This is a genomic window from Lentilactobacillus otakiensis DSM 19908 = JCM 15040, assembly GCF_001434145.1.
Taxonomy (GTDB): Bacteria; Bacillota; Bacilli; order Lactobacillales; family Lactobacillaceae; genus Lentilactobacillus; species Lentilactobacillus otakiensis.
Window position 1 is genome coordinate 1 of sequence record NZ_AZED01000006.1, and the last position, 1,478, is coordinate 1,478.

Annotated in this window: 1 rRNA gene; it reads left to right on the top strand. The window is 51.4% G+C overall.

The features are described 5' to 3' along the window. Nucleotides 1–1,411 (top strand): 16S ribosomal RNA (locus FD05_RS02805); the annotation flags it as partial. Between the last annotated feature and the right edge of the window lie 67 nt (nt 1,412–1,478).

The following is a 1,478-nucleotide window of genomic DNA, read 5'->3' on the forward strand; positions in this document are numbered from 1 at the left end:
AGTAGGGGATAACACTTGGAAACAGGTGCTAATACCGTATAACAACCAAAACCACATGGTTTTGGTTTAAAAGATGGCTTCGGCTATCACTTTAGGATGGACCCGCGGCGTATTAGCTTGTTGGTAAGGTAACGGCCTACCAAGGCAATGATACGTAGCCGACCTGAGAGGGTAATCGGCCACATTGGGACTGAGACACGGCCCAAACTCCTACGGGAGGCAGCAGTAGGGAATCTTCCACAATGGACGAAAGTCTGATGGAGCAACGCCGCGTGAGTGATGAAGGGTTTCGGCTCGTAAAACTCTGTTGTTGGAGAAGAACAGGTGTCAGAGTAACTGTTGACATCTTGACGGTATCCAACCAGAAAGCCACGGCTAACTACGTGCCAGCAGCCGCGGTAATACGTAGGTGGCAAGCGTTGTCCGGATTTATTGGGCGTAAAGCGAGCGCAGGCGGTTTCTTAGGTCTGATGTGAAAGCCTTCGGCTTAACCGGAGAAGTGCATCGGAAACCAGGAGACTTGAGTGCAGAAGAGGACAGTGGAACTCCATGTGTAGCGGTGAAATGCGTAGATATATGGAAGAACACCAGTGGCGAAGGCGGCTGTCTGGTCTGTAACTGACGCTGAGGCTCGAAAGCATGGGTAGCGAACAGGATTAGATACCCTGGTAGTCCATGCCGTAAACGATGAGTGCTAAGTGTTGGAGGGTTTCCGCCCTTCAGTGCTGCAGCTAACGCATTAAGCACTCCGCCTGGGGAGTACGACCGCAAGGTTGAAACTCAAAGGAATTGACGGGGGCCCGCACAAGCGGTGGAGCATGTGGTTTAATTCGATGCTACGCGAAGAACCTTACCAGGTCTTGACATCTTCTGCCAACCTAAGAGATTAGGCGTTCCCTTCGGGGACAGAATGACAGGTGGTGCATGGTTGTCGTCAGCTCGTGTCGTGAGATGTTGGGTTAAGTCCCGCAACGAGCGCAACCCTTATTGTTAGTTGCCAGCATTTAGTTGGGCACTCTAGCAAGACTGCCGGTGACAAACCGGAGGAAGGTGGGGATGACGTCAAATCATCATGCCCCTTATGACCTGGGCTACACACGTGCTACAATGGACGGTACAACGAGTCGCGAAACCGCGAGGTCAAGCTAATCTCTTAAAGCCGTTCTCAGTTCGGATTGTAGGCTGCAACTCGCCTACATGAAGTTGGAATCGCTAGTAATCGTGGATCAGCATGCCACGGTGAATACGTTCCCGGGCCTTGTACACACCGCCCGTCACACCATGAGAGTTTGTAACACCCAAAGCCGGTGAGGTAACCTTCGGGGACCAGCCGTCTAAGGTGGGACAGATGATTAGGGTGAAGTCGTAACAAGGTAGCCGTAGGAGAACCTGCGGCTGGATCACCTCCTTTCTAAGGAAAAACGGAATCCTACACATTGTCGAAAGTTTTGTTTAGTTTTGAGAGGTCTACTCTCAAA